The sequence below is a fragment of the Streptomyces sp. 7-21 genome (genome assembly GCF_016741785.1).
In the GTDB taxonomy this organism is placed as follows: Bacteria; Actinomycetota; Actinomycetes; order Streptomycetales; family Streptomycetaceae; genus Streptomyces.
This window is the reverse complement of record NZ_JAERRL010000005.1, coordinates 337369-362151: the sequence shown is the minus strand read 5'-3', so window position 1 is coordinate 362151 and position 24783 is coordinate 337369. Positions and strand designations below refer to the sequence as shown.

At 74.2% G+C, this 24783-nt stretch carries 22 protein-coding genes and 1 pseudogene; 7 read left to right on the top strand and 16 right to left on the bottom strand.

The window, feature by feature from the left end:
• Positions 1–44 precede the first annotated feature (44 nt).
• On the top strand, positions 45–758 hold the full coding sequence (locus JK356_RS09220; protein ID WP_201867092.1) for a TetR/AcrR family transcriptional regulator: 714 nt from the start codon (positions 45–47) through the stop codon (positions 756–758).
• A gap of 36 nt (positions 759–794) precedes the next feature.
• On the opposite strand, the gene JK356_RS09215 is transcribed toward JK356_RS09220, so the two are convergent.
• Both JK356_RS09215 and JK356_RS09210 read right to left on the bottom strand, forming a co-directional pair.
• Positions 795–1175, bottom strand: a complete 381-nt coding sequence (locus JK356_RS09215) for a VOC family protein (RefSeq protein ID WP_201867091.1) — start codon at positions 1173–1175, stop codon at positions 795–797.
• Between the two features lie 42 nt (positions 1176–1217).
• A complete protein-coding gene (locus JK356_RS09210) occupies positions 1218–1565 on the bottom strand; it encodes a chorismate mutase (RefSeq protein WP_201867090.1) in 348 nt (115 codons plus the stop codon).
• Positions 1566–1723: 158 nt separating this feature from the next.
• Here JK356_RS09210 and JK356_RS21785 point away from each other — a divergent pair.
• Positions 1724–2278: pseudogene (locus tag JK356_RS21785) on the top strand (aminoglycoside phosphotransferase family protein); the annotation flags it as partial.
• Between the two features lie 52 nt (positions 2279–2330).
• Here the strand turns inward: JK356_RS21785 and JK356_RS09205 are convergent.
• The 9 genes from JK356_RS09205 to JK356_RS09165 all read right to left on the bottom strand — a co-directional run bounded on the left by JK356_RS09205 (position 2331) and on the right by JK356_RS09165 (position 14938).
• Positions 2331–2543, bottom strand: a complete 213-nt coding sequence (locus tag JK356_RS09205; protein ID WP_201867089.1) for a DUF6011 domain-containing protein — start codon at positions 2541–2543, stop codon at positions 2331–2333.
• A 52-nt stretch (positions 2544–2595) separates the two neighbouring features.
• On the bottom strand, positions 2596–3426 hold the full coding sequence (locus JK356_RS09200) for a carbohydrate ABC transporter permease (RefSeq protein WP_201867088.1): 831 nt from the start codon (positions 3424–3426) through the stop codon (positions 2596–2598).
• The gene (locus JK356_RS09195) at positions 3423–4472 is read right to left on the bottom strand and encodes a carbohydrate ABC transporter permease (protein ID WP_201867087.1); all 1050 of its coding nucleotides are present in this window, start codon (positions 4470–4472) and stop codon (positions 3423–3425) included. Before JK356_RS09195 ends, JK356_RS09200 begins: the two co-directional genes overlap by 4 nt.
• Positions 4462–5766, bottom strand: coding sequence for an extracellular solute-binding protein (locus JK356_RS09190; RefSeq protein WP_201867086.1), 1305 nt, complete (start codon positions 5764–5766; stop codon positions 4462–4464). The genes JK356_RS09195 and JK356_RS09190 overlap by 11 nt, the downstream gene beginning before the upstream one ends.
• 143 nt (positions 5767–5909) lie before the next feature.
• Positions 5910–7370, bottom strand: a complete 1461-nt coding sequence (locus tag JK356_RS09185) for a glutamate synthase subunit beta (protein ID WP_201867085.1) — start codon at positions 7368–7370, stop codon at positions 5910–5912.
• Entirely contained in the window at positions 7363–11925 is a 4563-nt protein-coding gene (gene gltB, locus JK356_RS09180; protein ID WP_201867084.1) for a glutamate synthase large subunit, read from the bottom strand. Before gltB ends, JK356_RS09185 begins: the two co-directional genes overlap by 8 nt.
• Before the next feature lie 333 nt (positions 11926–12258).
• Positions 12259–12975 carry a VIT1/CCC1 transporter family protein gene (locus JK356_RS09175; RefSeq protein WP_201867083.1) on the bottom strand — a complete coding sequence of 239 codons (717 nt, stop codon included), beginning with the start codon at positions 12973–12975 and terminating at the stop codon, positions 12259–12261.
• A 118-nt stretch (positions 12976–13093) separates the two neighbouring features.
• On the bottom strand, positions 13094–14107 hold the full coding sequence (gene lgt, locus JK356_RS09170; protein ID WP_201867082.1) for a prolipoprotein diacylglyceryl transferase: 1014 nt from the start codon (positions 14105–14107) through the stop codon (positions 13094–13096).
• 78 nt (positions 14108–14185) lie between these two features.
• Entirely contained in the window at positions 14186–14938 is a 753-nt protein-coding gene (locus JK356_RS09165; protein ID WP_201867081.1) for a thioredoxin domain-containing protein, read from the bottom strand.
• A gap of 113 nt (positions 14939–15051) precedes the next feature.
• On the opposite strand from JK356_RS09165, the gene JK356_RS09160 reads away from it, so the two are divergent.
• The 3 genes from JK356_RS09160 to JK356_RS09150 are packed head-to-tail and all read left to right on the top strand — an operon-like array spanning position 15052 to position 18147.
• Positions 15052–16440, top strand: coding sequence for a hypothetical protein (locus JK356_RS09160; RefSeq protein ID WP_374100631.1), 1389 nt, complete (start codon positions 15052–15054; stop codon positions 16438–16440).
• Positions 16441–16474: 34 nt separating this feature from the next.
• Entirely contained in the window at positions 16475–17677 is a 1203-nt protein-coding gene (locus JK356_RS09155) for a molybdopterin-dependent oxidoreductase (protein WP_374100628.1), read from the top strand.
• A complete protein-coding gene (locus tag JK356_RS09150) occupies positions 17674–18147 on the top strand; it encodes a hypothetical protein (protein ID WP_236670971.1) in 474 nt (157 codons plus the stop codon). The genes JK356_RS09155 and JK356_RS09150 overlap by 4 nt, the downstream gene beginning before the upstream one ends.
• Here the strand turns inward: JK356_RS09150 and JK356_RS09145 are convergent.
• The 3 genes from JK356_RS09145 to JK356_RS09135 are packed head-to-tail and all read right to left on the bottom strand — an operon-like array spanning position 18108 to position 20199.
• Positions 18108–18791, bottom strand: a complete 684-nt coding sequence (locus tag JK356_RS09145) for a bifunctional 2-polyprenyl-6-hydroxyphenol methylase/3-demethylubiquinol 3-O-methyltransferase UbiG (protein ID WP_201867079.1) — start codon at positions 18789–18791, stop codon at positions 18108–18110. The genes JK356_RS09150 and JK356_RS09145 overlap by 40 nt on opposite strands.
• Positions 18788–19492 carry a DUF2064 domain-containing protein gene (locus tag JK356_RS09140; protein WP_201867078.1) on the bottom strand — a complete coding sequence of 235 codons (705 nt, stop codon included), beginning with the start codon at positions 19490–19492 and terminating at the stop codon, positions 18788–18790. The genes JK356_RS09145 and JK356_RS09140 overlap by 4 nt, the downstream gene beginning before the upstream one ends.
• Positions 19489–20199: a glycosyltransferase family 2 protein gene (locus tag JK356_RS09135; RefSeq protein ID WP_374100627.1), complete on the bottom strand. Its 711-nt coding sequence runs from the start codon at positions 20197–20199 to the stop codon at positions 19489–19491. Before JK356_RS09135 ends, JK356_RS09140 begins: the two co-directional genes overlap by 4 nt.
• Before the next feature lie 116 nt (positions 20200–20315).
• Between JK356_RS09135 and JK356_RS09130 the strand changes: the two genes are divergently transcribed.
• Both JK356_RS09130 and JK356_RS09125 read left to right on the top strand, forming a co-directional pair.
• On the top strand, positions 20316–21068 hold the full coding sequence (locus tag JK356_RS09130; RefSeq protein WP_201867076.1) for a response regulator transcription factor: 753 nt from the start codon (positions 20316–20318) through the stop codon (positions 21066–21068).
• Positions 21069–21072: 4 nt separating this feature from the next.
• Positions 21073–22209, top strand: coding sequence for a HAMP domain-containing sensor histidine kinase (locus JK356_RS09125; RefSeq protein ID WP_307815486.1), 1137 nt, complete (start codon positions 21073–21075; stop codon positions 22207–22209).
• Between the two features lie 65 nt (positions 22210–22274).
• On the opposite strand, the gene JK356_RS09120 is transcribed toward JK356_RS09125, so the two are convergent.
• Positions 22275–23342 carry an NAD-dependent epimerase/dehydratase family protein gene (locus JK356_RS09120; protein ID WP_201867075.1) on the bottom strand — a complete coding sequence of 356 codons (1068 nt, stop codon included), beginning with the start codon at positions 23340–23342 and terminating at the stop codon, positions 22275–22277.
• 119 nt (positions 23343–23461) lie between these two features.
• Entirely contained in the window at positions 23462–24688 is a 1227-nt protein-coding gene (locus JK356_RS22335; RefSeq protein WP_307815485.1) for a DUF1266 domain-containing protein, read from the bottom strand.
• Positions 24689–24783 lie beyond the last annotated feature (95 nt).

Sequence of the window (24783 nt, the reverse complement as noted above, 5' to 3'; positions counted from 1 at the left end):
CCCGGCTAAGATACCGCGTACGTCGTTCGCAGAAGGAGGAGATGGTGCCCGACCGATCTCCGGCCAGTATCTGGCTGCGCCCCGAGCGCTCCGGGCGGGGCCCGGCCCCGGCGTTCGACCGGGACCGCCTGGCCAGCGCCGGGGTGGCGGTGGCCGACGAACGGGGCCTGGCCGCCGTGACCATGCGGGCCGTCGCCCAGGAGCTTGGTTCCGCCCCCGCCTCGCTGTACCGGTATGTGGCCACGCGGGACGAGCTGATCGAGCTGATGACCGACCGCGTGTACGGGGAGATCTCCTATGACGGGCTCGGGACGGGGCGGTGGCTCGATGACCTGCTGGTCCTGTGCCGGGGCGTCCGCGGCGTCTACCACCGTCACCCGTGGCTGCTGGATGCCACGGCCTCGGGTATGCCGGCGGGTCCGCGCGCCGCTGTCTTCCTGGAGCATGCCCTGGCGGCGGTCGCTGAGGTGCCCGTGTCCGCGCGGGACAAGCTGGAGGCGGTCGGCGTGATGAACACGGTGGTCGCGTCGCTCAGCCGCACCGAGCTGGCTCAGCGCCGCGCGGGCCGGACCATGCCGCAGTGGCAGCGGGCGCACGAGGAGTACCTGGCGCGGCTGACTGAGGCGGGCGGGCATCCGCACGTGGCCGCTGCGCTGGCGGAGCCGGCTGCCGGTGGTGAGGGTGGTGAGCCCGCGGAGCGGCTCTTCGACCGCCTGCTGGGGCGGGTGCTGACGGGGCTGTTCCAGCCCGGCGTCTGAGCGGCCCGCCCGGCCGGCTGGCCGGGCGCGGCGGTGTCAGGGCCAGGTGCGGGCCTCGGCCTGGAAGACTTCGGGCGGGCTGTGCACGGGCAGCACGCACAGCAGGTGGCCGCCGGGGGCGCGCAGGACGCGGCAGTCGAGCCAGCGCGTGATCTCCGTGGCGCCGAGGGCAATCAGCCGCTGGGTCTCGGCTTCGGGGTCGTCGGACTCGATGTCGACGTGGTAGCGCGGCGCGTCGTTCACGGACTGGATGGCGGCGACGATGCCGGGGAGCGCCCCGTGGAGCACGGTGAACTGGCTGTGGTCCGGGTCGGGCCGGGCGGTGGCGCCGAGCGCCGCTGACCAGAAGGCCGCCGCCTGCTCCGCTTCTTCTTCTGGTGTGTCGATGAGTACGGCGTAGACGCGGCTTCTGTGCATGCGGGCACCGTAGGCGGTCGCGGCCGCCGGGGCCAGGGGGTTTCAGGGGCGGCGGGCGCCGCCGTCCGGCCTGGCGGTGTCGGAGGCGCTGGCGAGGGTTTCGTGGTGGCGGATGACCTCGGCGATGATGAAGTTGAGCAGCTTCTCGGCGAACCCCGGGTCGAGGCGGGCGCTTTCGGCGAGGCGCCGCAGCCGGGCGATCTGGCGGGCCTCGCGTTCGGGGTCGGCGGCCGGGAGGTCGTGTTCCGCCTTGAGCTTGCCGACGCGCTGGGTGCACTTGAAGCGCTCGGCGAGCATGTGGACGACGGCGGCGTCGATGTTGTCGATGCTTTCGCGGAGCTGGAGCAGCTCCTCGCGCACGCTGTCGTCGAGGTCATCGAGGCTCTTCATGGTGGCTAAGCCTATGCGGCCGCGGCGGGGGGTGAGCGGGGTGAGGCCACGATCCGGACGCTGGCCGGGCGGGGCGCCGGGTGCGGCGGAGCGCGGGCAGCGGCGGCGCCCGGGACTTCCGTGGCGCGGGCGTGCTTCTCCGGGGACGCTTGCCGCTCATGGCCGGGGGCGAGGTCGTCGTCGGCCATGCTGAGGGGGCGCCCCTGCGCGTGGGTGAGGTGTTGCTGGAAGTGGATACCGGCCAGGCGCGCGTCGACGCCGGGGGGCGATGTCGCGGGCGCTGGTTCCGGTTCCGCGTGTGCTGTGGCGGCAGCCGCCGGTGCTGGCGACCGCCGCGTGCCGGGCACCGTGCTGGGGCGTCTCGGGGGGCTGTCGGGTGCGTCGGCGGCGGGCGTGGGCCGCGGCGGGTGCCGCCCTGCGGAGGGTGCGCGAGGCGCCGCCGCGCTGGCGGCGGAGCTTGACGAGGAGTGCGAGCGGCTGGTGGCCACCGGCGTTCTGCCTGCCGGCCTGGTCGCCCGCAGCCGCGAGATGGCCGGGGCGGCCCTGCGGCCGCGGGCTCCGGACCGCCTTGGCGACCTGCTCGCCGGATACGGCGGCGGGGCCGGCCTCGATGTGGTGCGCGTGTGGTCGTCGTTGCGGTGCCTGGTGGTCATACGCCCGTTGCTGGCGCAGGGTTTGCTCCCTTCGCGCCGGGCTGTGAGGTCGACGTGGTCCCGGATGTGAGGCCGTGTTCGGGCTGCGCGCCGCTTGGGTGCTGGCGTCCGGTCAGATGCCCGGCAGCGTCTCTTGCGCCGGTTCGTGCGGCGGCGGTGAGGGGGCGAGCCGCAGCTTCAGCTTCTCGCGGCATTCGGGGCCCAGGCGCCACTGCCGGGCCAGGCGGTCGTGCAGCGGCCGCCCGCACAGCGCGCACAGCACCTCGGGCGGCTGTTCGGGCGGCGCCTCGTCCGCGCCAGGCAGGGGCTGGGGGTCAGCGGTCATGGCAGCAGGCATACCATCCGCGGCGGTCAGGCGGCGGCCGGGTGCGTGGGGGTCAGCGGATGGCGCCGGCGGCGAGTCCGCCGGCGAGGCGGCGCTGGACGAGGACGAAGAAGACGAGCACCGGGAGGGTGATGAGGGTGGAGCCGGCCATGACGGCGCCCCATTCGGTGTCGTACTGGCCGAAGAAGCGGTGGAGGCCGACGGCGGCGGTGTACTTGGTGTCGTCCTGGAGGAAGGTGAAGGCGAGGACGAACTCGTTCCAGGCGACGATGAAGGCGAAGATGCTGGTGGCGACGAGTCCGGGGGCGACGAGGGGCAGCAGCACGGAGGTGAACATGCGCCACCAGCCGCAGCCGTCGAGGTAGGCGGCTTCCTCGACTTCCCTGGGGACGGCGGCGACGAAGCCGCGGAGGGTCCAGACCGCGAACGGCAGGGAGAAGGCCAGGTAGACGAGGGTGAGGCCGAGGAGGCTGTTGAGCATGTCCAGGTCGCGCATCTGGAGGAAGAGCGGGATGACGAGGGCTTCGAGCGGCACCATCTGCACGACGAGGATGAGGACGAGCACGGTGGTGCGCATGCGGAACTGGAAGCGGGCGACGGCGACGGCGGCGAAGAGGGCGAGCAGGCCGGAGAGCAGGACGGTTCCCAGGCCGACCAGGGCGGAGTTGGCGAGGTAGCGGCTGAAGTCGCCGGTGTCGAGGACGTACCGGAAGTGGTCGAGGGTGAGGCCTTCGGGGAGGACGGCGGCGCCGCGGTGGCCGGCGCCGGGGTCGAGGGCGGAGCTGACCATCCAGTAGACGGGGAAGAGGGTGAAGGCCAGCAGGGCGGCGACGGCGGCTCCGAGTCCCAGGCGGCTTGCGGTGGAGCGGCGGGCGCGGGTCACAGTTCGTCCCTCTCCTTGAACAGGGCCCTGACGTACAGGACGGTGATGGCCAGGAGCAGGAGGGTGAGGAGGACGGCGATGGCGGAGCCGGTGCCGTAGGCGTTGCGGTTGAAGGACTCGATGTAGGACCAGACGCCGAGGTTGAGGACGTCGGGGTTGCTGCCGCTGCCGCCTGGCATGAGGTAGATCTGCGCGAAGACCTTGAAGTCCCAGATGGTGGACAGGATGGTGACGACGAGGAAGACGGGGCGGAGGGTGGGGACGGTGATGTGCCGGAACCGCTGCCAGGCGTTGGCGCCGTCCATGAGGGCCGCTTCGGGGAGTTCGCGGGGGATGGTGAGCAGTCCGGCGTAGACCGTGAGGGCGACGAACGGGAAGCTGTGGTGGACGACGTTGAGGGTGGCGATGCCGTAGAACGCCCAGCGGTCGGTGAACCAGTTGGTTTCGCGGGGTTCGATGGCGCCGATGCTGTCGAGGCCGCCGCTGACGATGCCGTTGAGCGGGTCGAAGATCCAGATCCACACGTAGGTGCCGGTGACGGCGGGCATGGCCCAGGCGGCGAGGATGACGGTGGAGCAGATGGTGCGCCAGGTGCGGCCGAGGCGCTGGAGCAGCAGGGCGACGAGGGTGCCGAGGAGGACGGTGAGTCCGACGCACAGGGCGGCGAAGACCACGGTGTTGGGCAGGACGGTGTCCCACAGGAAGCCGTCGCTGAGGATGTCCCGGTAGTTGTCGAGGCCGGTGTAGTTGGTCTCGCCGGTGTTGATCTCCCGCAGGCCGTAGTCCTGGAAGGACAGCATGACGACGCGGGCGATCGGCCACAGCAGCAGGACGGCGAGGACGGCGAGGGCGGGGGCCAGGAGCAGCCAGGGCCGCAGGGCGGCGCGGGCCGGGCCGGTTCTGCGGGGGCGCTGGGGCCGGGGCGGGGTGCCGCTGCTGCCGGGGGTGCCGGGGGCCTTGACGGGGGCGGGGGCGGTGCCGCCGGCGGCACCGCCCCCGTCGCTGGCGCCGTTGGGGCCGCCGGTGGTCTGGGTGTCAGCCGGCAAAGTTCTCGTCCATCGCTTCGGCGGCCCGGTCGGCCGCTGCCTGCACGGATTCGCCGCCGAGTATGGCCTGGAGCATCTGGCTGATGATCTTTTCGCCCTGGATGGCGCCCCAGGGTTCGGCGACGGGGACGGTGGCGCCGGCTTCGTTCATCTGCTGGGCGAAGGGGGCGACGAGCGGGTCGGCCTGCTGCTGTACCTGTTCGAGCTGTGACTGCTGGCCGGGGAAGTAGCCGGATTCCTCGGCCCACTGGGCGCCGTACTCGCCGGTGGACATCATCTCGATGAGTTCCCAGGCGAGGTCGGGCTGGTCGCTGTTGAACTCGCCGAGGAGGGAGCCGCCGACGAAGGAGGGGCTGAAGCCGCCGTCCTGGCCGGGTATGGGGACGACGCCGAGGCGGTCTTCCCAGGCGGGGTCGTCTTCGAGGAGGGTGGCGACGGTCCAGTTGCCGTTGAGGACCATGGCGGCTTCGCCGTTCTGGAAGCTTTCGAGCTGGTCGGTCTCCAGCCAGGTGTTGGCGGCGGCGACGGACAGGCCGTCTTCGGTGGCGAGGGAGGTGTAGAACTCGATGCCTTCGACGGCTTCGGGTTCGTTGATGGTGGCTTCCCACTGGCCGTCGTCGTTCTGGCGGGCGAGGTCGCCGCCGGCGCCCCAGATGAACGGGTAGAGGCCGTACTCGCTGTCGCCGCTGACCGGGAAGGGGATCATGTCGGGTTCGAGGTCCCGCAGCTGGAGGGCGACGTCGCGCAGTTCCTGCCAGGTGGTGGGGGGTTCGAGGTCGTGTTCGTCGAAGATGTCGGCGCGGTACATCAGGGAGCGGACGCCGGCGTACCAGGGCATGCCGTACATGCGGCCGTCGACGGTGGCGGCCTCGGCGAGTGCGGGGACGAGGTCGTCGGTCAGGCCGGCTTCCTCGATGGTGTCGGTGAGGTCGGTCAGGGCGCCGGCGGCGGCGAATTCGGCGGCCCAGGTGGTGCCGAACTCGGCGACGTCGGGCAGCTCGTTGCCGGCCATGGCGGTGATGAAGCGGTCGTGGGCGTCGGCCCACTGGATGAACTGGACGTTGAGGGTGGCGCCGGTGCGCTCTTCGAAGGCGGCGGCGAGGTCGTCGAAGTAGGGGCGGGCGTCGGGGTTGGTGCCCTCCATGATCCATACGTCGAGCGTGCCGCCGCCGGAGGAGGAGCCGCTGCCCTCGTCGCCGCACGCGGTGAGGGCGGCGAGGGAGAGTACGGCCGCTGCGGCGGTCAGCCGGCGGGCCCTGCCGCGGGGGGTTCTGCCCCGGGGAGAGTGCGTCATGGCGGTCCCCTCCAGTTGCGTAGACCATCGCGCTGGTGAGCGTCGATTGTGGCAGCGCGCCCGCGGGCTTACTAGATGCCGGTATCACGGAACGGCACCGTTAGTGGTCTACACCACTGGAGGGGACGGTGAGGTGGGAGGGGTCAGACGGCGAGCGCCCGGTCGGTGGGCCGGATCGGGTAGGGCAGGCTGCTCTCCCCGGTGAGGTACCGGTCCACACCCCTGGCGGCGGCGCGGCCCTCGGCGATGGCCCAGACGATGAGGGACTGGCCGCGCCCGGCGTCGCCCGCGACGAACACGCCGTCGACGTTGGTGGCGTAGTCGGCGTCACGGGCGATGTTGCCGCGCTCGTCGAGCTCCAGGCCGAACTGGCTGACCAGGCCGTTCTCCTGGTCGGTGCCGGTGAAGCCCATGGCGAGGGTGACGAGCTGGGCGGGGATGCGGCGTTCGGTGCCCGGCCGGGGGTGGAACCTGCCGTCCCGGAAGTCGACCTCGACCAGGTGCAGCCACTGCACGTTGCCGTTCTCGTCGCCTTCGAAGCGGGTGGTGGACACCTCGTAGAGGCGTTCGCCGCCCTCCTCGTGCGCGGAGGTGACCTTGAACGTCATCGGGTAGGTGGGCCACGGCTGGTGCGGGGGCCGCTCCTCCCCCGGCCTGGGCATGATCTCCAGCTGGGTGACGGACGCGGCGCCCTGGCGGTGGGCGGTGCCGACGCAGTCGGCACCGGTGTCGCCGCCGCCGATGACCACGACGTGCTTGCCCTTGGCGGAGATGGGCGACTCCACCAGGTCGCCCTCCTGCACCTTGTTGGCCAGCGGCAGGTACTCCATGGCCTGGTGCACGCCCTTCAGCTCGCGGCCCGGCACGGGCAGGTCGCGGGGGGTGGTGGCGCCCGCGGCGATGACGACGGCGTCGTACCGCTTGCGCAGCGCGGCGGCGTCGATGTCGCGGCCGACCTCGATGCCGGTGCGGAACTTGGTGCCCTCGGCCCGCATCTGCTCGATGCGGCGGTTGAGGTGCCGCTTCTCCATCTTGAACTCGGGGATGCCGTACCGCAGCAGGCCGCCGATGCGGTCGGCGCGCTCGTAGACGGCGACGGTGTGGCCGGCGCGGGTGAGCTGCTGGGCGGCGGCGAGGCCGGCAGGGCCCGAGCCGATGACGGCGACGGTCTTGCCGGACAGCCGCTGCGGCGGCTGCGGGGTGACGCGCCCGGCCTCCCACGCCTTGTCGATGATGGTGACCTCGACGTTCTTGATGGTCACGGGGGGCTGGTTGATGCCCAGGACGCAGGCGGACTCGCAGGGCGCGGGGCACAGCCGGCCGGTGAACTCCGGGAAGTTGTTGGTGGCGTGCAGCCGCTCGCTGGCGGCGGCCCAGTCGCCGCGGTAGGCGTAGTCGTTCCACTCGGGGATGAGGTTCCCCAGCGGGCAGCCGTTGTGGCAGAACGGGATGCCGCAGTCCATGCACCGCCCGGCCTGCTTGCTGATGATGGGCAGCAGCGAGCCGGGGACGTATACCTCGTTCCAGTCCTTGACGCGCTCACTGACCGGGCGGGTCTGGGCGACCTCGCGCCCGGTGGTGAGGAAGCCCTTCGGGTCAGCCATGGGTCGCCGCCTCCATCATCTTCTCGTGGGTCTCCGATTCGCTCAGCCCCGCCCGCTCGGCGGCGTCCTTGGCGGCGAGCACGGCCTTGTAGGTGGTGGGCATGATCTTGCTGAAACGCGCCAGTGCGGCCTCCCAGTTGGCCAGCAGCCTGGCGGCGACGGCGGAGCCGGTCTCCTCGGCGTGGCGGCGCACCGTCTCGTGCAGCCACTGCCGGTCATCCTCCTCCAGCCCCTCGATCTGGACGAAGCCGGGGTTGACGTGGCGCTCGTCGAGGTCGAGGACGTAGGCGATGCCGCCGGACATGCCGGCCGCGAAGTTCCGGCCGGTCTCGCCGAGCACGACGGCCCGGCCGCCGGTCATGTACTCGCAGCCGTGGTCGCCGACGCCCTCGGCGACGACCGTGGCGCCGGAGTTGCGCACGCAGAACCGCTCGCCGACCCGGCCCCGCAGGTAGATCTCGCCGCCGGTGGCGCCGTAGGCGAGGGTGTTGCCCGCGATGACGGAGTGGTCGGGGAGGTGTTCCGCGTCGCGGTCGGGGCGGACGATGATGCGGCCGCCCGACAGGCCCTTGCCGACGTAGTCGTTGGCGTCGCCCTCCAGGCGCAGCGTGATGCCGTGCGGCACGAACGCGCCGAAGGACTGCCCGGCGGAGCCGGTGAAGGTGATGTCGATGGTGTCCCGGGGCAGCCCGGCTCCGCCGAACCGCTTGGTCACCTCGTGGCCGAGCATGGTGCCGACGGTGCGGTTGATGTTGCGGATGGGGAGCTGGGCGCGGACCGGCTGCGCCTCCTCGGCGGTGGGGGCGGACAGCGCGTCGGCCGCCAGCCGGATCAGCTCGTTGTCCAGGGCCTTGGCCAGGCCGTGGTCCTGGCTGGTGGTGCGGCGCCGGGCCGCGCCGTCGGGCAGCTCGGGCACGTACAGCAGCGGCGCCAGGTCCAGGCCCTGGGCCTTCCAGTGGTTGACGGCCCGGGAGACGTCGAGGAGTTCGGCGTGGCCGATGGCCTCGTCGAGGCTGCGGAAGCCGAGTTCGGCGAGCAGCTCGCGGACCTCTTCGGCGACGAACTCGAAGAACGTCTCGACGAACTCCGGCTTGCCGGTGAACCGCTCGCGCAGCACCGGGTTCTGGGTGGCGATGCCGACCGGGCAGGTGTCCAGGTGGCACACGCGCATCAGGACGCAGCCGGAGACCACCAGCGGGGCGGTGGCGAAACCGTACTCCTCGGCGCCGAGCAGCGCGGCGATCAGCACGTCGCGGCCGGTCTTGAGCTGGCCGTCGGTCTGCACGACGATCCGGTCGCGCAGCCCGTTGAGCAGCAGCGTCTGCTGGGTCTCGGCGAGGCCCAGCTCCCAGGGGCCGCCGGCGTGCTTGAGCGAGGTCAGCGGCGAGGCGCCGGTGCCGCCGTCGTGGCCGGAGATGAGGACGACGTCGGCGTGCGCCTTGGAGACGCCCGCGGCGACGGTGCCCACACCGACCTCGGAGACCAGCTTCACGTGGATGCGGGCGCTGGGGTTGGCGTTCTTCAGGTCGTGGATGAGCTGCGCCAGGTCCTCGATGGAGTAGATGTCGTGGTGCGGCGGCGGCGAGATGAGGCCGACGCCGGGCGTGGAGTGCCGGGTCCTGGCGACCCACGGGTACACCTTGTGGCCGGGCAGCTGGCCGCCCTCGCCGGGCTTGGCGCCCTGCGCCATCTTGATCTGGATGTCGTCGGCGTGGACGAGGTACTCGCTGGTGACGCCGAAGCGGCCGGAGGCGACCTGCTTGATGGCGCTGCGGCGGGCGGGGTCGCGCAGCCGCTCGGGGTCCTCGCCGCCTTCGCCGGTGTTGGACTTGGCGCCCAGCCGGTTCATGGCGATGGCGAGGGTCTCGTGGGCCTCCTTGGAGATGGAGCCGTAGCTCATCGCGCCGGTGGAGAACCGCTTGACGATCTCGCTGGCGGGCTCGACCTCCTCCAGCGGCACGGGCGGGCGCTCGCCGGTCTTCAGGCGGAACAGGCCGCGCAGCGTCATCAGCCGCTCGGACTGCTCGTTCACCCGCTGCGTGTACTGGCGGAAGATGTCGTAGCGCCGCTCGCGGGTGGAGTGCTGGAGACGGAAGACCGTCTCGGGGTCGAACAGGTGCGGTTCGCCCTCGCGGCGCCACTGGTACTCGCCGCCGATCTCCAGGTTGCGGTGGGCCGGGGCGACGCCGGAGGCGGGGTAGGCCTTGGCGTGACGCTCGGCGGTCTCGCGGGCGATGACGTCGATCCCGGCGCCGCCGATCTTGGAGGTGGTGCCGTGGAAGTAGGTGTCGACGAACGACTGGTCCAGGCCGACGGCCTCGAAGACCTGAGCGCCGCGGTAGGAGGCGACGGTGGAGATGCCCATCTTGGACATCACCTTCAGCACGCCCTTGCCGAGCGCCTTGATGAGGTTGCGGATGGCGGTCTGGGCGTCGATGCCGGGCAGGTAGGTGCCGCGGGCGACGAGGTCCTCGACCGTCTCCATGGCCAGGTAGGGGTTGACGGCGGCGGCGCCGTAGCCGATGAGCAGCGCCACGTGGTGGACCTCGCGGACGTCGCCGGCCTCGACGAGCAGCCCGACCTGGGTGCGCTGCTTGGTGCGGATGAGGTGGTGGTGGACCGCGGAGGTGAGCAGCAGCGACGGGATGGGGGCGTGCTCGGCGTCGGAGTGCCGGTCGGAGAGGACCAGCAGGCGGGCGCCGCTGGCGATGGCGGCGTCGGCCTCGGCGCAGATCTCGGCGAGGCGGTCGGCGAGCGCCTGGCCGCCGCCCGCGACCCGGTACAGGCCGGAGAGGGTGGCGGAGGCGAAGCCGGGCATGTCGCCGTCGGCGTTGATGTGGATGAGCTTGGCCAGCTCGTCGTTGTCGATGACGGGGAACGGCAGGGTCACGCTGCGGCAGGACGCGGGGGTGGGCTCGAGCAGGTTGCTCTGCGGCCCGAGCGAGGAGTGCAGGGAGGTGACGAGCTCCTCGCGGATGGCGTCCAGCGGCGGGTTGGTGACCTGCGCGAACAGCTGGGTGAAGTAGTCGAAGATCAGCCGCGGCCGGTCCGACAGGGCGGCGATCGGGGTGTCGGTGCCCATGGAGCCGATCGGCTCGGCGCCGGTCTTCGCCATGGGGGCCAGCAGGACCCGCAGCTCCTCCTCGGTGTAGCCGAACGTCTGCTGGCGGCGGGTGACCGAGGCGTGGGTGTGGACGACGTGCTCGCGTTCGGGCAGGTCGCCGAGGTCGATGAGGCCGGCCTCAAGCCACTCTTCGTAGGGGTGCTCGGCGGCCAGGGCGGCCTTGATCTCGTCGTCCTCGATGATGCGGTGCTCGGCGGTGTCCACCAGGAACATCCGGCCCGGCTGGAGGCGGCCCTTGCGGACGACCTTGGCGGGCGGGATGTCCAGGACGCCGACCTCGGAGGAGAGCACGACGAGCCCGTCGTCGGTGACCCAGTAGCGGCCGGGGCGCAGGCCGTTGCGGTCGAGCACGGCGCCGACCTGGGTGCCGTCGGTGAACGTCACGCAGGCCGGGCCGTCCCAGGGCTCCATCAGCGTGGAGTGGTACTGGTAGAAGGCGCGGCGGGCCGGGTCCATGGACTCGTGGTTCTCCCACGCCTCGGGGACCATCATCAGCACGGCGTGCGGCAGGGAGCGGCCGCCGAGGTGGAGGAGTTCGAGGACCTCGTCGAAGGTCGCGGAGTCGGAGGCACCCGGGGTGCAGATGGGGTAGACCCGCTCCAGCGGGGTCTTGCCGTCGATGGTCTCGCCGAACAGGTCGCTGGCGAGCTGGGACTCGCGGGCGCGCATCCAGTTGCGGTTGCCCTGGACGGTGTTGATCTCGCCGTTGTGGGCGACGAACCGGTAGGGGTGGGCGAGCGGCCAGCTCGGGAAGGTGTTGGTGGAGAACCGCGAGTGGACCAGGGCGATGGCGCTGGCGAGCCGCCGGTCAGACAGGTCGGGGTAGAACGGCTCCAGCTGCCCGGTCGTGAGCATGCCCTTGTAGACGAGAGTGCGCGCGGACAGCGAGGGGAAGTAGACCCCGGCCTCGTGCTCGGCGCGCTTGCGGAGAACGAAGGCGCGCCGGTCGAGGGCGATGCCCTCCAGCGCGCCCTTGGCGTCGGCCACGAACAGCTGCCGGAAGACGGGCATCACGGCGCGGGACGCCTCGCCGAGCAGCTCGGGCGCGACGGGGACGTCCCGCCAGCCGAGGACGGTGAGCCCTTCGCTCTCGGCGATGCGGGCCACCTGGCTGGCGGCGGCGTCGGGGCCGTCGGTGGGAAGGAAAGCGGTGCCGACGGCGTAGGAGCCGGCGGCCGGGAGCGGGAACGGCACGACGTCGCGGAGGAACGCGTCGGGGACCTGGAGGAGGATGCCTGCCCCGTCACCGGTGTCGGGGTCGGAGCCGGTGGCGCCGCGGTGCTCCAGGTTGCGCAGGACGGTGAGGGCCTTGTCGACGAGGTCGTGGCTGGCCTCACCCGTGAGCGTGGCGACGAAGCCGACGCCGCAGGCGTCGTGCTCGTAGCGCGGGTCGTACATCCCCTGTCGTGCCGGGTGGGACGCAGAACGCATCGGCTCTCCCGTCGTCGTCTTGGTGCGTGGCTCCGAGGGACGACGCTGGCCCTGGCATGGAGAGGGAAATTTTCGTGCAGGTTACACGATGGCCCGGTTCCCGGGAAGCGGATAGGAACGTCCGCGATGTGGACTTTCGCGCTGCCCGAGTGATCCGGAGAGGGCGGGCATGGCCGCCGGGAGGAGTGGCCTGTGCGGGCGCCTATGCCCATGGGCCGGTGGGCTCATGCCCGCTGTCAAACAATTGAAACCCTGGGGAAACACACAGTACCGCGTGGGTGTTCCCCGCGCCTCCCGCGCGGTCTGGCGGCGCCGGGGGGCGCGCCGGGTGGCCTAGGTGAGCGCGGTGCCGAAGAGGGCTCCGACGCCGTAGGTGACGGCCGCGGCGGCGGCGCCGAGGAGGAGCTGCCGCAGGCCGCTGTACCACCAGCTGCGGCTGGTCACGCGGCTGACGACGGCGCCGCACAGGAACAGGCCGAGCAGCGCCAGCACGGCGGCGGGCCACAGCGCCGTGGCGCCGAGCAGATACGGCAGCACGGGCAGCAGCGCGCCCACGCCGAAGGAGAAGAACGAGGAGAGGGCGGCCACGGTGGGCGAGGGCAGGTCGCCGGGTGCGACGCCCAGCTCCTCGCGGGCGTGTATCTCCAGCGCCTGTTCCGGGTCGGCCGACATCTGCCGCGCCACCTCCCGGGCCAGCTCGGGTGCGACGCCGCGCCGCACGTAGACCTGGGTGAGCTCGTCGAGCTCGGCGGCCGGGTGGCGGCGCAGCTCACGGCGTTCGACCTCCAGTTCGGCGAGGACGAGCTCGCGCTGCGAGGCGACCGAGGTGTACTCCCCCACCGCCATGGAGAACGCGCCCGCGGCCAGGCCCGCCATTCCGGCGATCGCGACGGCGGAGGAGGAAGCGGAGCTGCCCGCGACGCCGGAGACCAGGCCCAGGTTGGACACCAGGCCGTCCATGGCGCCGAAGACAGCGGGACGCAGCCAGCCACCGCTGACGTCGCGGTGGCTGTGGTGCGCTTCAGCGGAGACGGACGCGGTTGCGGACATGGCGCTGACCTCCCCCTGACTCGGGTGTTCACCGGGTGCAAGGGTGGCACGGGCCGCGGCGGTCCGCTAGCAAGGCAGGCCATACTGACCAGGCCCCGCCCGCGGTGTGCGGGCGGCCTTAGGCGCGGGAGGGGTCCTGGGCGTTGCCGCTGGTCTTCCCGGTGTCCGCCGCGGTGGCCGGCCCGGTGCCGTTCCCGCCGGTGTCCCCGTCGTTCTGGCCGTCCTGGCTGCCTTGGCTGCCCTGGCCGTCCTGGCTGTGCTGCCCGTCCGGGCCGTTCTGCCTGTCCTGGTGGCCGTCGTCCCCGTCCCCGGCGGTGTCCTCGTCGGCGGGCTCGACGGTCTCCTCGCGGCCCGGCCTGAGGCGGGCGGAGAGCACGAGGTACAGCACGGCGAGGGTGAAGACCAGCAGCGACGTCCAGTTGTTCAGCCGCATGCCGAGCACCTCGTGCGCCTCGTCGATGCGCAGTGACTCGATCCAGAAGCGGCCGGCCGTGTACGCCGCGACGTACAGGGCGAAGGCGCGGCCGTGGCCGAAGCGGAACCGGCGGTCGGCCCAGATCACCAGGAGGCCGACGCCCAGGCACCACAGCGACTCGTACAGGAAGGTCGGGTGGAAGGTGCCCTGGTCGAGGCCGTTGTCGATCTCCAGCGCCCAGGGCAGGTCCGTCTCGCGGCCGTACAGCTCCTGGTTGAACCAGTTGCCCCAGCGGCCGATGGCCTGCGCGAAGGCGATGCCGGGCGCGATGGCGTCGGCCATCGGCGGCAGCGCGATGCCGCGGGTACGGCAGGCGATCCACGCGCCGAGCGCGCCGCCGGCGATGGCGCCCCAGATGCCGATGCCGCCGTCCCAGATCTTGACCGAGTCGACCCAGTCGCGGCCCTCGCCGAAGTACAGCTGGTAGTCGGTCACGACGTGGTAGATCCGGGCTCCGACCAGCCCGAGCGGCACCGCCCACACCGCGATGTCGGCGACGGTCCCCGGCCGTCCGCCCCGGTCGACCCAGCGGCGGCCGCCGAGCCAGATCGCGACGAAGACGCCGATGATGATGCACAGCGCATAGCCGCGCAGCGGGAACGGTCCGAGGTGGACCTCGCTCTCGCTCGGGCTGGGGATAGAGGCAAGGATCTCCATGGTGTCCCAGACGCTACCGTGCCCCGGCTCCGGGGGGTAAACCACGGGGCGGTAACGGGCGTGCTGTCATCCGGGCGGTCAGCTGGCGAGGTCGTTCACCCGCTCTTCGAGGCGTTCGGGGGTGAGGGGGTCGGAGCTGTCGCCGTAGACGTCCTCACCGTTGAGCAGCACGGTGGGGGTGGCGTTGTAGCCGGAGTCGAGGAACGCCGCGTTGGAGCGGCGCACCCAGTCGTCGTGCTTGCCGCCGGTGACGCAGTCGCGGAACGCCGGGCTGTCCAGGCCGCTGACCTCGTCCGCCAGCTCCAGCAGGTGGCTGGTGTCGGCGTAGGCGTCCTCGGTCTCGGCGGGCTGCCGGGCGAAGAGGACGTCGTGGTATTCGGTGAACTTTCCCTCGTCGCGGGCGCAGGCGGCGGCGTTGGCGGCCTGCCGGGAGCCGGAGCCGCCCAGGTTGCCGTCGATGATCGTGACCAGGTGGTACTCCACCCGCAGCTTCCCGGCGCCGGTCAGTTCGTGGATGGTGTCGCGGAACCCGGTCTCGAAGGCGGCGCAGGCCGGGCAGCGGAAGTCCTCGTAGACGGTGAGGGTGGCGGGGGCGTCGTTCTGGCCGACGGAGACCGGGCGGGCCTCGGGGCCGTTGCCGGAGTCGTCGCTGTCCCGCCCGGTGGCGATGATGCCGGCTCCGGCGGCGATGGCGAGGACGGCGACGGCGGCCGCCGCGACCTTGAGCGTCCGCTTGCGGCGCTCGGCCGCCCTCTCCTTCTTCCGTTCCTGCCGCAGCCGCTCGCGGGCGGTGCGCTTGGGCTTCCGGTTGCTGTGGTTGTTCTGGCTCACGCCAGGCCAACGACCCCGCCGCGGGGCAGGACACGGGCGGGTGCCGGCGGCGGCGCCGGGATCCGGCGGACCGGGATCTGACGAAGCGGTGACGCTTCCCTGGGTGACGGGCCCTGGGGCGGTGCGGCGCGCTTAGCGTGAGCCGGGTGACACAACGGGCCGATGTGGCCGCCGCGGGCGCGGCGGTGGCGTTGTTCGCCGCCGCGGCCGTCACGGGGGCGGCGATCAATGACGAGAACGATCTGGTACTGCCGTGGCCGCCGATCCACGCGCGGTGGAATCCGCACGTGGGGCCCGGCACGCCGGCCGCGCTGGCCCTGGCGGGGCTGGCGGTGGCGTACGGGCCGGTGCTGGCGCGGCGGCTGCCCTGGCGGCGGCTGCTGTGGGGCGCCTGGGGCGGCTCGATGGCGTGGGTGTGGGCGCTGGCGCTCGTGGACGGCTGGGAGCGCGGCGCCGCCGGACGGCTGCTGTACCACAACGAGTACCTGGCGTCGGTGGGCGAGGTCGGGGACGTCGGTCACTTCCTGCGGACCTTCACCGACCACATCCTGTTCGGCTCGCCGGAGTTCAACTGGCCCGCGCACGTGGCGGGCCATCCGCCGGGGGCGCTGCTGACGTTCGAGGCGCTGGACCGGATCGGGCTGGGCGGCGGCGGCTGGGCGGCGGTGTTCTGCGTGACGACGGCGGGCAGCGCCGCGGCGGCGGTGCTGGTGACCGTGCGGCAGCTGGCCGGGGAGGATCTGGCGCGGCGCGCGGCGCCGTTCGTGGTGCTGGCGCCGGGCGCGGTGTGGCTGGGGGTGTCGGCGGACGGCTACTTCGCGGCCGTGGCGGCCTGGGCGGTGGCGCTGCTGACGCTGGCGGCGACGGGGGCGGCGCGGGCGCCGCGCGCGGCGGCGGCCGGTTCGGGCGTGCTGTTCGGGCTGCTGCTGTACCTGTCGTACGGGCTGGTGCTGATCGGGATCATCGGGGCGGGGGTGCTGCTGCTGGCGCGGAACGCCCGGCCGCTGCCGTGGGTGCTGGCCGGGATCGTGCCGTGGGTGGTGGCGTTCACGGCGGGCGGGTTCTGGTGGCTGGACGGCTATCTGACGCTGGTGGAGCGCTACTACCAGGGGGCGGCGTCGACGCGCCCATACGCGTATTTCGTGTGGGCGAACCTGGCGGCGCAGGTGCTGACCGCCGGGCTGGCGTCGGCGGCGGCGCTGCGGCGCTGGGGGGTGGCGCTGCCGGGGGCGGGCCGCGCGTACGCGGCGGCGTGGCGTGCGGGTGAGGTCGTGCGGGGGCGGGCCGCGCTGGTGCTGCTGGTGGCCTCCGGGGCGCTGGCGATGGCGGTCGCGGACCTGTCGGGGATGAGCAAGGCCGAGACGGAGCGGATCTGGCTGCCGTTCCTGCTGTGGCTGCTGCCGGCCGCCGCGCTGCTGCCGCGGGAGCGGGTGCGGTGGTGGCTGGCGGCGCAGGCGGTGCTGGCGCTGGCCGTCAACCACCTGTGGCTGACGCGGTGGTGAGAGGGCCGAGGGCGCAAGGGACTCAAGGCTGGGGATGCGAAGGGGTGCGAGGGTGCTGAGGCTGGAGCGGGAGACGCCGCCGGCGTGGTGGCCCCGGTTCAGGGGCGGGCCGCGGGACGCGCGGACGGTGGTGGTGCTCGGCCGGTGGCTGGGCGCGGGGATGGCGGTGTGCCTGGTGACGGGCCTGATCAGCCACCTGCTGCAGACGCCGCCGGGCTGGCTGGCGCCGCAGCTGCCGACGCGGCCGGTGTGGGGGTACCGGGTCTCGCAGGGGCTGCACGTGGCCACGGGGCTTGCGCTGGTGCCGGTGCTGCTGGCGAAGCTGTGGTCGGTGTATCCGCGGCTGTTCGCCTGGCCGCCGGTGCGGTCGGTGCGGCACGGGCTGGCGCGGGCGTCGGTGGCGGTGCTGGTGGCGGCGGCGCTGCTGGAGGTGGTGCTCGGGGCGGTGAACATCGTGGGGTGGTACCCGTGGCCGTTCTCCTTCCGCCGGGTGCACTGGGCGCTGGCGTGGGTGCTGGCGGGGGCGCTGCTGGTGCATCTGGCGGTGGTGGCGCCCGTGGTGGTGGCGCACTGGCGGCGCGCCCGGGCCGGGGACGCCGGTGACGCCGGGGAGTTCGCGGGTGAGCGGCGGTCGCTGCTGCGCGGGGTGGGCGCGGCGGCGGCGACGGTGACGGCGGTGACGGCGGGGCAGACGTTCCCGCCGCTGCGGGACCTGACGCTGCTGGCGCCCCGCCATCCGGACCACGGCCCGCAGGGGCTGCCGGTGAACCGGACGGCGGCGCAGGCCGGGCTGAGCGAAGCGGAGCTGTCACCGTCGGTGTGGCGGCTGACGGTGACCGGGCCGCGCGGCTTCACGGTGTCGCTGGCGGAGCTGCGGGCGATGCCGCAGCACACGGCGCGGCTGCCGATCGCGTGCGTGGAGGGGTGGAGCGCGGACGCGGAGTGGACGGGCGTGCGGCTGGCGGAGCTGCTGCGGCGGGCGGGGGCGGCGGAGGGCTCGCCGGTGCGGGTGGTGTCGCTTCAGCAGCGGGGTTCGTTCGGGGTGACGGAGATGCCGGGCCCGTACGCGTGGGATCCGCTGACGCTGCTGGCGCTGCGGCTGAACGGCGAGGTGCTGTCGCTGGACCACGGCTTTCCGGCGCGGGTGATCGCGCCGAACCGCCCGGGGGTGTGCCAGACGAAGTGGGTGGGGCGGCTGGAGCCGGCCGGGCCGGCGGGCGGGGAGGCGGACCGGTGAGGGGGACGGGTACGGCGGTGCGGACGCTGACGGTGGTGCGGGCTGCCCTGGGGGTGTGCGGGGTGGCGCTGGGCGCGGTGGGGGTGTGGCAGCTGGTTGCGCTGACGGGGCCGGAGACGCCGCGCCGGGTGGCGGTGTGGCTGGCGGGGGCGGCGGTGGTGCACGACGCGCTGCTGGCGCCGCTGGTGCTGGCGGTGGGCTGGCTGGTGCGGCGGCTGCCGGCGGCGGGGGTGGTGCGGGGCGGGCTGGTGGTCGCCGGGTGCGCGGTGCTGGTGGCGCTGCCGGCGCTGCTGCGGCCCGGGGAGCCGGCCAATCCGAGTGTGCTGCCGCTGGACTATCCGCGCGGGCTGCTGCTGGTGCTGGGGGTGACGGCGGCCGTGACGTGCCTGCTGTGGCTGCGGGCGGTCGCGGTGGGGCGGCGGCGGGCGGCTCAGGCGGGCCGGCGCAGTGCGAGGAACGGCCGGTCCTGAACGGTCCACTGCCCGGCGGTGTGCCAGCCGGCGCGTTCGGCGTGGGCCCGCAGCGCCTGGTGGCCGGTTCTGGCCCAGGGGAACGGCGGGCCTGCCGGGCCGTCGCCGTCGTCGAGGCGGGCGGTCAGTCGTTCGTCGGCGTCGGGCGGCCCCGCGGCCGCCTCGGCGAGCAGCAGGCCGCCGGGGGCGGTCAGCTGGTACAGGCGCCGCAGCAGGGCGGCGGGGTCGCCGCCTATGCCGGCGTTGCCGTCCAGGAGCAGGACACTGCCCCACCAGCCTTCGCGCGGGAGGTCCTGGAAGACGGAGCGGAGGAGGGCGGCGCCGCCCGCGCCGCGGGTGCGGGCGACGGCGGCGGGTGCGGTGTCGATGCCGAGGGCGGGGCGGCCCTGCCGGGCGAGCGCGGCGACCATGCGGCCGGGGCCGCAGCCGACGTCGAGGACGGCGCCGGCGCAGCGGGCCAGGACGGTGCGGTCGGCCGGGTTCGGGCCGGCGCACCAGCGTGCCACGTCGAGCGGCAGGCGGCGGCCGTCGGAGCACCGCAGGTACAGCGGGCCGCGGCCGCGCGCCAGCGCGCGGGCGTAGGGGTCGGCGGACCAGGGCTCTGAGGCCGGCCCGTGGGCAGGGGTTGCGGTAGCGGTGGTCATCGGCGGACGGCTTCCTCGGGTAGGGATCCGGCGGCGAGCAGCTTGCGGTGGACGGCGGCGAAGGCGCTGCCGGGGGCCTGGCTGGCGGCCTCGGTGGCGTCGGCGGCGGTGTCCACGTCGCGCAGCTCGGGCAGGTCCCGGACGTCCAGGCCGGCCGCTTCGAGGCGGCGGCGCTGCTCGGCGCCGGTGTAGGGCTCGGACATCGGCACGCCGCGCACGTGGCGGGCGTCGCCCGGCTCGCGGAGCCCGAGCGCCCAGAAGCCGCCGTCGGCGGCCGGGCCGATCCAGGCGCGGCCTGGGGGCCAGCCGTCGGGCGCGGTGGCGGGTGCGAGGAGCCCGGGGGTGAGCTGGGGGGTGTCCATGCCGACGAGCAGCGCGGGCCCGGGCCCGCCGTAGGCGGTGAAGGCGCGGGCGATGCGGTCGTCGAGGCCGTCGCCGCGCTGCGGCGCGACGTGCCAGCCGCGGGGCAGCCAGCGGCCGGGGCGGCCGTCGAGGATGAGGACGCGGCGCCGCGCGGGCACGCGCAGCAGCGTGCGCAGGGTGTCGGCGAGGGCGGCCTCGGCCAGCCGGGCGGCCTGGACCGGTGTGAACGGCGGGGTGAGCCGGGTTTTGACGCGGCCGGGCACGGGTTCCTTGGCGATGACGAGCAGCGCGGCCGGGCCGGCCGGGGCGTCCGGAGCGGTGCGGGCGGGCCGGGTCACGGCGTCACCGCCTTCCCGGGCGCCGCGGCGGGCGCGGCGAGGACGGACCGCATGTCGCGGACGGCGTGCCAGGTGCCGCGCCAGGTGCCGGTGACCTTGGAGCGGCCGGCGCGCGGGCGGTAGGCGACGTCGGTCTCCTCGATGCGCCAGCCGGCGTCGGCGGCGCGGACCACCATTTCCAGCGGGTAGCCGCTGCGCCGGTCGGTCAGGCCGAGGGCGCGCAGCGGTTCGGTGCGGGTCACGCGCAGCGGGCCGAGGTCGTGCAGCGGTGCTCCGGTGCGGCGGCGCGTCATGCGGGCCAGCGCCCGGTTGCCGAGGCGGGCGTGGGCGGGCCAGGCGCCGCGTGCGGTGGGCCGGCGCCGGCCGAGGACGAGGTCGGCCTGCCCGGTCAGCACGGGTTCGGCCAGGCGCGGCAGGTCCGCGGGGTCGAGGCTGGCGTCGCAGTCGCAGAAGGCGACCAGCGGCGCGGTCGCGGCGGCCAGCCCGGCGTGGCAGGCGGCGCCGAAACCGCGCACGGGCTGGTGGACGACGCGGGCGCCGAGGCGCTCGGCGAGTGCGGCGGAGCCGTCGGTGGAGCCGTTGTCCACGACGACCGGGCGCCATCTGGCCGGGACGCGGCCGAGCACCCAGGGCAGGGCCTCAGCTTCGTTGAGACAGGGCAACACGAGGTCGCCAACGGGGTGTTGGGATTGGATCACGGCCCCCACCCTACGAGCACGAACCGGACATACCGGGCGCTGGCGTCTTACGAAACCCTGACGTCGGTGCCGCGTGCCCCTGCCCCGCGCCACGCCGGGCGGCCGCGGGTGTGAGACTCGCTGGCATGAACCAGCCATCCCGCCGCGTGCTCGTCGTGGACGACGATCCGACCGTCACCGAGGTGGTGGCCGGCTACCTGCTGAGAGCCGGCTACACCGTGGACCGTGCGGCCGACGGCCCGTCCGCGCTGGCCCGCGCGGCCGCCGCGCCGCCGGACCTGGTGGTGCTGGACCTGATGCTGCCCGGCCTGGACGGGCTGCGGGTCTGCACCCGGCTGCGGGAGAAGCTGGGGCCGGTGCCGGTGGTGATGCTGACGGCACGCGGCGACGAGGAGGACCGCGTGCTGGGGCTGGAGGTCGGCGCCGACGACTACGTGACCAAGCCGTTCAGCCCGCGGGAGCTGGTGCTGCGGGTGTCGTCGGTGCTGCGGCGGACGGCCGGCGGCCTTGGGGCCGCCCCGGGCGGTCCGGTGCTGCACGGCGGGGGCATCACGGTGGACCCGGCCGCGCGGACGGCCGCCGACGGCAGGGGGCCGCTGCGGCTGACGCTGCGGGAGTTCGACCTGCTCGCGCACTTCCTGCGCCACCCCGGGGTGGCGTTCAGCCGGGAGGAGCTGATGTCGCGGGTATGGGGCTGGGACTTCGGCGACCTGTCGACGGTGACGGTGCACGTGCGGCGGCTGCGGCACAAGGTGGAGGCGGACCCGGCGCGGCCCCGGCTGATCACGACGGTGTGGGGGGTCGGCTACCGCTTCGACGGCGCGGCCGGCGTCGGCGCCGGGGCCGGGGCCGGAACCGGCAACGGGGAGGAGGGCTGACGGCGTGGGTCCGGCGGATCTGCTCAGGGAGCTGCCGCTGATCGCCCTGTACGCGGCGGTGGGTGCCGCGGTGGCGGGCGCGGCGGGGGCGGCGGCGCTGGCGGCGGTCCGGCGCCGCTCAGTCGCGGTGTCGCTGGCGGTGCTGACGGCGGTGACCGTGGCCGCGATGCTGGCGGGCACGCTGTCGGTGGCCTGGGCGATGTTCCTCTCGGCGCACGACCTGGCCGTAGTCGTGACGGTCGGCCTGGTGGCGGCGGTGGCCGCGACGGTGACCGCGCTGCTGCTGGGGCGCTGGGTGATCGGCGCGCACCGGGGCCTGGCCGGGGCGGCGCGCGTGTTGGGCGAGGGCGGCGGCTTCACCCCGCCGGGCGGCCCGATGCCCGCCGAACTCGCCGCGCTGGCGCGGGAGCTGGACGGCGCGAGCCGCCGGCTGGCCGCGGCCCGGGAACGGGAGCGCGCGCTGGAGTCCTCACGCCGGGAGCTGGTGGCCTGGATCTCGCACGACCTGCGGTCCCCGCTGGCGGGGCTGCGGGCCATGGCCGAGGCGCTGGAGGACGGCATCGCGGAGGATCCGGCCCGCTACCACCAGCAGATCCGCAGCGAGGTGGAGCGGCTGAGCACGATGGTCGGCGACCTGTTCGAGCTGTCCCGGATCCAGGCCGGGGCGCTGGCGCTCACCCCCAGCCGCATGTCGGTGTACGACCTGATCAGCGACGCCATCGCCGGCGCGGACCCGCTGGCGCGGCAGCGCGGGGTGCGGCTGGCGGACGCGGGCGTGGAGTCCGTGCCGGTCGAGGTGGACGGCAAGGAGATGAGCCGGGTGCTGGCGAACCTGCTGGTCAACGCGATACGCCACACGCCGGCCGACGGCACGGTCGCGGTGGCGGCCACGCGCCGGGAGGACTCGGTGGTGCTGTCGGTGACCGACGGCTGCGGCGGCATCCCCGAGGGCGATCTGCCGCGGGTCTTCGACACCGGCTGGCGCGGCACCGACGCCCGTACTCCCCCGTCGGGCGCGGGGCTCGGCCTGGCGATCGTGCGCGGCATCGTCGAGGCGCACGAGGGGCGCACCGGCGTGCGGAACGTGCCGGGCGGCTGCCGCTTCGAGGTGATCCTGCCGGCCGCGCCGCAGGGCGTGTGACGCCGCCGCCGCAGGGCCGCGCCGCACGGCCGCGCTGGGGCCGTGCGGCGCGGTGCGCGGGGCGTTCAGGAGGCCGGCGACGGGTCCGCCTGCCCGGCGGTGTCCGCGGCGGGCTCGTGCGCCGCGAAGCGCGCCATGCCCTCGGCGAAGCCGACGCCGGGGCGCCAGCCGAGCTCACGCCGCAGCCGCTCCGAGGAGGCGGTGATGTGCCGCACGTCGCCCAGCCGGTACTCGCCGGTGACGACCGGCTCGGGGCCGCCGCAGGCCGCGGTGAGCGCGCGGGCCAGCTCCCCGACCGTCCTGACCTCGCCGCTGCCGGTGTTGTAGGCGCGCAGCGTGCCCGCCGGGCGGCCGGGCAGGGCGGTGAGCGCCACGGCGTTGGCGGCGGCCACGTCCGTGACGTGCACGAAGTCACGCCGCTGCGCGCCGTCCTCGAAGACGCGGGGCGCCTCACCGCGCGCCAGCGCGGAGCGGAAGAACGAAGCGACCCCGGCGTAGGGCGTGTCCCGCGGCATGCGGTCGCCGTAGACGTTGTGGTACCGCAGGCTGATCACGCGGCCGCCGGTCTCGCGTGCCCACGAGGCCGCCAGGTGTTCCTGCGCCAGCTTGGTGGTGGCGTAGACGTTGCGGGGGTCGGCCGGGGCGTCCTCGGTGACCAGGCCGGGGCGCAGCGCCGCACCGCAGCGGGGGCAGCGCGGCTCGAACCGCCCGGCCGCCAGGTCCTCCTCGCGGCGTGGCCCGGGGCGCACGGTGCCGTGTTCGGAGCAGTCGTACCGGCCCTCGCCGTAGACCACCATCGACCCCGCGAGCACCAGCTTGTCCACGCCTGCCCGCGCCATGGCCGTCAGCAGCCGCGCCGTTCCCAGGCAGGTGACGTCCACGTAGCCGGGCGCGTCGGCGAAGTCGCGGCCCAGGCCCACCCGCGCGGCCTGGTGGCAGACGGCGTCGACGCCGCGCAGGGCGTCCGCCAGGGCCACGGCGTCACGGACGTCGCCGGTGATCCACGGCACGCCGGGCGGCGCCCCCGGCCACGGGCGGGTGTCGAAGCCCACCGGCTGGTGCCCGCGGGAATGCAGTTCCTCCACGATGTGGGAGCCGATGAACCCGGCCCCTCCGGTGACGAGCACGCGCATGCGCCCACGCTAGGCGCGGGCGGCGCCCTGGCGGCGGGCCAAACGCGGAGCGTCAGCGTTCCGTAAGATCCGCCGGCGCGCGGCCTGAGTTCCCCCGGCTGCCCGGGGCGCGGCGGTCCTCAGGCCCTGGCGGGGCCGGCCGGCGGCTGCTCGTCGACGTACCACGGCACGCTGAGCCACGGGCTCTCCGGGTCGGTGGTCAGCAGGCGGTGCACGTCGACCATCTCCGTGTACCAGCTGCCGAACTCCTCGCTGTCGAAGTGCAGGCAGCGGCCGAGGACGTACCCGGCGGCGAAGTCGCCCCAGGAGCTGTAGACCTGCCGGGCCGCCGCGCCCGCGCTCAGCACGGCCTGCCGCGTCTCGTCCAGGTCACACAGCTGCGCGCCCAGCCCCCAGCGGGCCATGCAGGAGCCGCGCCCGATGTCCCAGGCCAGCACGGACCGCACGCACTCCCCTTCCGCCAGCAGGCCGTCGGCGCGGAACCGCGCCTCGTAGCGCAGCACGCGGCCGATGAGCTCCTGCACCAGCGCGATGTCGGCGTGCAGGTCGAAGCCGGGCGGCTGGCCGGTGGCGTCGACGACCTGGGCCGCCCGGGAGACCATCACCCGCTCGGCGGTGTCACGCCACTGCGCGGCGGCGGGCAGGACACCGGAGTCCGCGCGCATCGCCTGCCGCACCCGCAGCACGAACTCCCAGACCGGCGGGGAGAGTTCGCCGCGCAGCAGCAGACTGGTCAGGTGCAGCCAGTCGTCGCGGCGGGTGACGTCCCACCACGTCTTCAGCAGCGTCTTCTCCTCGGTGTAGCCGCCGTGCTGCCAGCCGAGGTGGTTCCACAGCGCGCCGTTGTTGACCATCAGCAGGGCGCCGCAGGCCAGGCCGTGGGCCATGGCGTCGCGCACGTGGCCGGTCCACAGCGTCTTCAGGCGCGGCTCCTCGGGCGCCCGCTTGGCATGCCGCTTCCACCGCTTGGGGTCGGCGGGCAGGTAGGTCTCCACGGGCGTGCCGGGGTTGACGGCGAGCCAGCGGACCGGCTGCGGCCAGATCTTCGCGAGCGTTCTGAGCGTGGCGCGCTCGAAGATCCGGCCGCCGGCGGGCGGCGGCACCATGCCGCGGGTGAACGCCGCCACGCACAGCCCGTCGAACCGGGGATCGCGGAACGGCTCCGGCCGGAACCGGTCGGGCACGGCGTCGGAGAACTCCCTGGACTGCGGCAGGTACAGGTCCGTGCCGGCAAGGGCGGCGAAGTAGGCGTCCCAGTCGCCGGCCGAGCCGGCCTCGTACAGCGCCTGCTCCACCGCGGAGGGCGGCTGCCACGGCGGCTCCCCGGCGGCTGCCGGGCCGCTCACCGCCGGCCCCTTCCGGCGAACCCGGCGCGCTGCGGCCGCACTTGGGGAAGGTAACCAGCCATGGGCGATGACTCTACCTGACGGCTGCCCGCCGC

What these genes read in the sequence shown, in the direction of transcription:
- JK356_RS09145 (WP_201867079.1), bottom strand. Translation starts at nt 18,791, where the DNA reads ATGACCACCGCTACCGCAACCCCTGCCCACGGGCCGGCCTCAGAGCCC.
- gltB (WP_201867084.1), bottom strand. Translation starts at nt 11,925, where the DNA reads ATGCGTTCTGCGTCCCACCCGGCACGACAGGGGATGTACGACCCGCGC.
- JK356_RS09120 (WP_201867075.1), bottom strand. Translation starts at nt 23,342, where the DNA reads ATGCGCGTGCTCGTCACCGGAGGGGCCGGGTTCATCGGCTCCCACATC.
- JK356_RS09185 (WP_201867085.1), bottom strand. Translation starts at nt 7,370, where the DNA reads ATGGCTGACCCGAAGGGCTTCCTCACCACCGGGCGCGAGGTCGCCCAG.
- JK356_RS09210 (WP_201867090.1), bottom strand. Translation starts at nt 1,565, where the DNA reads ATGAAGAGCCTCGATGACCTCGACGACAGCGTGCGCGAGGAGCTGCTC.
- lgt (WP_201867082.1), bottom strand. Translation starts at nt 14,107, where the DNA reads ATGGAGATCCTTGCCTCTATCCCCAGCCCGAGCGAGAGCGAGGTCCAC.
- JK356_RS09205 (WP_201867089.1), bottom strand. Translation starts at nt 2,543, where the DNA reads ATGACCGCTGACCCCCAGCCCCTGCCTGGCGCGGACGAGGCGCCGCCC.
- JK356_RS09155 (WP_374100628.1), top strand. Translation starts at nt 16,475, where the DNA reads ATGCGAAGGGGTGCGAGGGTGCTGAGGCTGGAGCGGGAGACGCCGCCG.
- JK356_RS09190 (WP_201867086.1), bottom strand. Translation starts at nt 5,766, where the DNA reads ATGACGCACTCTCCCCGGGGCAGAACCCCCCGCGGCAGGGCCCGCCGG.
- JK356_RS09175 (WP_201867083.1), bottom strand. Translation starts at nt 12,975, where the DNA reads ATGTCCGCAACCGCGTCCGTCTCCGCTGAAGCGCACCACAGCCACCGC.
- JK356_RS09130 (WP_201867076.1), top strand. Translation starts at nt 20,316, where the DNA reads ATGAACCAGCCATCCCGCCGCGTGCTCGTCGTGGACGACGATCCGACC.
- JK356_RS09215 (WP_201867091.1), bottom strand. Translation starts at nt 1,175, where the DNA reads ATGCACAGAAGCCGCGTCTACGCCGTACTCATCGACACACCAGAAGAA.